We start from the raw sequence: 4,250 nt of genomic DNA on the forward strand, positions 1-4,250 counted from the left end.
GCCCTACCGCGAGATCACCCGCCCGGTCCTGTCCTACGTCAAGAGCGTCCGCCGCAAGAGCCCCCGCGACGTCGTCACCGTCTTCATCCCCGAATACGTCCTCGGGCACTGGTGGGAGCACCTGCTCCACAACCAGTCCTCCCTGAGGCTGAAGGGCAGGCTGCTCTTCCAGCCCGGCGTCATGGTCACCAGCGTCGCCTGGCAACTCCAATCCTCCGACCGCCTCAAGGGCCGCCGGGAGCCGCGCGGACCGGGCGCGTCCCGCCGCCCGCCCCGCGCGGCGCGGCAGCCCCCGCCGGGCGACCGCGTCCCCGTTCGCGAGTGAGCGCGTCCCGTCCATGGGACCGCCTCCGCCCAGGGCGTGGTGGGCCTGGGCGGAGGCGGGGTCCGGGGCGTGTCAGTCCTCTCCGCTCGCCGACGGCAGCCTGGCCGAGATGAGGTCCATCACCGAGGAGTCCTGCAGCGTGGTCACGTCGCCCAGGGACCTGTTCTCGGCGACGTCGCGCAGCAGCCGCCGCATGATCTTGCCCGAGCGCGTCTTGGGCAGTTCGGGGACGACGAGGATCTGCCGCGGCTTGGCGATCGGGCCGATCTCCCGCGCCACGTGCTCGCGCAGCTCCGCGGCCAGCACGGCGCCCTTGTCGGCCGCGCCGCCCCGCAGGATGACGAACGCGACGATCCCCTGCCCGGTGGTCGGGTCCGTCGCGCCGACGACCGCCGCCTCAGCCACCTGTGGGGCGGACACCAGCGCCGACTCCACCTCGGTCGTGGAGATGCGGTGGCCCGAGACGTTCATGACGTCGTCCACCCGGCCGAGCAGCCAGACGTCGCCGTCCTCGTCCTTCTTCGCCCCGTCGCCGGCGAAGTAGTAGCCCTGGTCGGCGAACCGGGACCAGTAGGTGTCGGCGTACCGGCCGGGGTCGCCCCAGATGCCGCGCAGCATCCCGGGCCACGGCTCGGTCAGCACCAGGTACCCGCCGCCGCCCGGCGGCACCGGCGTGCCGGAGTCGTCGACGACGTCGGCCGCGATGCCGGGCAGCGCCGCCTGCGCCGACCCGGGCTTGCACGCGGTCACCCCCGGCAGCGGGCTGATCATGATGGCGCCGGTCTCGGTCTGCCACCACGTGTCGACGACCGGGACGCGGCCGCCGCCGATGTGCTCGCGGTACCAGATCCACGCCTCGGGGTTGATCGGCTCGCCCACCGACCCGAGCAGCCGCAGCGAGGACAGGTCGAAACCGGCGGGGACGTCGTCGCCCCACTTCATGAACGTGCGGATGGTCGTCGGCGCGGTGTAGAGGATCGAGACGCCGTACTTCTGGACGATCTCCCAGAACCTGCCGCGGTGCGGGGTGTCCGGCGTCCCCTCGTACATGACCTGGGTCGCCCGGTTGGCCAGCGGGCCGTAGACGATGTAGGAGTGGCCGGTCACCCAGCCGACGTCCGCCGCGCACCAGTAGACGTCGGTGTCCGGCTTGAGGTCGAACACCGCGTGATGGGTGTAGGCGGCCTGCGTCAGGTAGCCGCCGGAGGTGTGCAGGATGCCCTTCGGCTTGGCGGTCGTCCCGGAGGTGTACAGGATGAAGAGGGGCTGCTCGGCGTCGAAGTACTCCGGGACGTGGGTCGTGGACTGCCGGTCGACGACGTCCTGCCACCAGACGTCGCGTCCCGCGGTGAACGGCACCTCCGCGCCGGTGCGCCGCACCACCAGCACCTTCTCGACGCCGGTCCCGGCGACCGCCTCGTCCGCCGCGGTCTTGAGATCGTTCGGCCTTCCGCGCCGGAACCCGCCGTCGGCGGTGATGAGCAGCCGGGCCCGCGCGTCCTCGACGCGGTTGCGCAGCGCCTCGGCGGAGAAGCCGCCGAAGACGACCGAGTGCGGCGCGCCGAGCCGCGCGCAGGCCAGCATCGAGAAGACGGCCTCGGGGATCATCGGCAGGTAGATCATCACCCGGTCGCCGGCCCGCACGCCGAGCTCGGACAGCGCGTTGGCGGCCTTGCACACCTCGTCCTGGAGCCGCGCGTAGGTGATGGTGCGGGTGTCGCCGGGCTCGCCCTCCCAGTGCAGCGCCACCTGGTCGCCGTGCCCGGCGGCGACGTGCCGGTCGACGGCGTTGACCGCCACGTTGAGCCGGCCGCCGGAGAACCAGCGGGCGAACGGGGGCCGCCAGTCCAGGGCGGTCGTCCACGGCCGCTCCCAGTCGAGCCGCCGCGCCTGCTCCTCCCAGAACGCGATCCGGTCGGCCGAGGCCGCGGCGTAGGCGTCCCCGGTGACGTTCGCCGCGCCGGCCAGCGCGGCCGGCGGCGCGAACCGCCGGTTCTCCCGCATGAGGTTGGACAGGGCCGCCTCGGCTCCGGGGGGCGCCCCCTGTGGGGTGTCGGGTCTGCCGGTGCTGGATCTCTCGGTCACGGCGCTCTCCTCGTCTCGCGGGCCGTCGCTACCTGACGGGCCAGGTGGGCAGCAGGGTGCGCTTCCAGGTCGAGTTCGTGACCGTCGCGAAGGACGTGTACCAGGCCAGGACCGCGGTGACGAGGCCGAGGTAGCCGCCGATCTTGGTGACGTCGGCGTTGACCGTCAGGTCGCCGATCGCGAGGAAGACGAACGTGACGGTCAGGAACACGAACACCGCGGCGACGGCGCCGCTGACCCGCAGCGCGGCGATCGTCATGTACGCCGTGAAGATCGTCCATCCGAGGAGGAAGACGCCGACGGCGTGGGCCGCCTGGTCCGGCGTCGCGCCGGCCGGCTTGTAGAAGAACAGGATCCCGGCGAAGGAGAGCCAGAACGCCCCGTAGGACGTGAAGGCCAGCGCGCCGAAGGTGTTGTCCTTCCGGAACTCCCACATTCCGGCGGCGAACTGCGCGAGGCCGCCGTAGAACAGCGCCAGGCCCAGGACGACCGTCTTGGTGCCCGCCTCGAGGATTCCGGCGTTGACGCAGCTCAGGACGAAGGTCGTCAGGGCGAACGCGGCCAGGCCCAGCGGCCCCGGGTCGGCGATTCCGGCTGCGGGCGCCGCGCTCGGCGCTGGTGCCGCCAGCCGGCCCGCTTCGACATCGGCCATTTCTGTCCCCTCCCGTCGCGCGTCTCGCGACGCGAAATGTGCGGTGATGAGGCGAACATAGGACCGCGAACAACGGCGAAATAGGTCAATTCAGCACTGATCGATCAAAGGCAACACCGGGGCGATGGCGTGCGGCGGGACACGTGCGAACGGTCGATCCGCTACGACCAGCGGCTCGCCTGCCGGTGCTCGCCGGGGTCGGCGCCGGTCAGCCGCACCGACTCCGGCGCGTGCATGCGCACCATCACCGCGGCGATGTCCGGCCGCAGCCGCCGCCGGGTCAGCCGGGACACGACGATCATCACGGCGAACGCGATCGGGACGGTCAGCGCGGACGGCTCGGCCAGCAGCTCGCCCGGCCAGCCGCGCAGCGACGGCACGAGCGTCGCGGTGACGACGCCGGCGCTCGCCAGGCCGCCGCCCGCGACCAGGCCCGCCGCGGCGCCGGCGGCGGTGAGTCCGCGCCACCAGATCCCGAGGAGCAGCAGGGGGCAGAACGAGGACGCGGCGACCGCGAACGGCAGCCCCACCGCGCGGGCGATCGGCACGTCCCCGGTCGACACGGCGATGGCGAACGGCACGCAGATGGCCGCGACCGTGCCGGCCCGGAAGGGATGGAACCGGCGCAGCCCCGCCAGCAGGTCCTGGGCGAGCACCCCCGCGACGGACATCGTCAGCCCCGACGAGGTCGACAGGAACGCCGCGAACGCGCCGGCGGTGACGAGGGCGCCGAGCAGCCGTCCCGCCACGCCGGGCACGAGGTGCCCGGGGAGCAGCAGCACGATCGCGTCGGTGTCCCCGGTCGCCAGCAGCTCCGGGGCGTAGAGCCGGCCGAGCGCGCCGTAGGCCGCGGGCAGCAGGTAGAACCCGCCGAGCAGCCCGAGGACGGCCAGCGCCGTCCGCCGGGCGGCCCGCCCGTCGGGGTTGGTGTAGAAGCGCACCAGGATGTGCGGCAGCCCCATCGTCCCGAGGAACGTCGCGATCACCAGCGAGTATGTCGCGTACAGCGGGTGGCCCTGGGCGCCCGCGCCGCCCAGCGGCGCGGCCCAGACGCGGTTGTCGGCGATCGCGCCGCCGTCCATCACCGGTGCCGCGGGCAGCAGGTAGAACCCGCCGAGCAGCCCGAGGACGGCCAGCGCCGTCCGCCGGGCGGCCCGCCCGTCGGGGTTGGTGTAGAAGCGCACCAGG

Annotated in this window: 3 protein-coding genes and 1 pseudogene; 1 reads left to right on the forward strand and 3 read right to left on the reverse strand. The window is 73.2% G+C overall.

Translation table 11 applies throughout. The features are described 5' to 3' along the window. A pseudogene (locus E1291_RS39655) lies at positions 1-325 on the forward strand (DNA-binding protein); the annotation flags it as partial. Between the two features lie 72 nt (positions 326-397). On the opposite strand, the gene acs reads toward E1291_RS39655, so the two are convergent. The 3 genes from acs to E1291_RS39670 all read right to left on the reverse strand — a co-directional run. After that, positions 398-2,329, reverse strand: coding sequence for an acetate--CoA ligase (gene acs / locus E1291_RS39660; RefSeq protein ID WP_131743155.1), 1,932 nt, complete (start codon positions 2,327-2,329; stop codon positions 398-400). A gap of 109 nt (positions 2,330-2,438) precedes the next feature. Next, the gene (locus E1291_RS39665) at positions 2,439-3,062 is read right to left on the reverse strand and encodes an acetate uptake transporter (RefSeq protein WP_131743154.1); all 624 of its coding nucleotides are present in this window, start codon (positions 3,060-3,062) and stop codon (positions 2,439-2,441) included. Positions 3,063-3,223: 161 nt separating this feature from the next. Beyond that, the coding region (locus tag E1291_RS39670) for a sodium:solute symporter family transporter (protein ID WP_442316405.1) at positions 3,224-4,250 on the reverse strand (1,027 nt) is incomplete at its 5' end.

It is taken from the genome of Actinomadura roseirufa (assembly GCF_900659635.1).
GTDB lineage: Bacteria > Actinomycetota > Actinomycetes > Streptosporangiales > Streptosporangiaceae > Spirillospora > Spirillospora roseirufa.

Bases quoted from the DNA above. Each gene is read 5' to 3' on its own strand.
- acs (WP_131743155.1), bottom strand. From the start codon at position 2,329: ATGCGGGAGAACCGGCGGTTCGCGCCGCCGGCCGCGCTGGCCGGCGCG.
- E1291_RS39665 (WP_131743154.1), bottom strand. From the start codon at position 3,062: ATGGCCGATGTCGAAGCGGGCCGGCTGGCGGCACCAGCGCCGAGCGCG.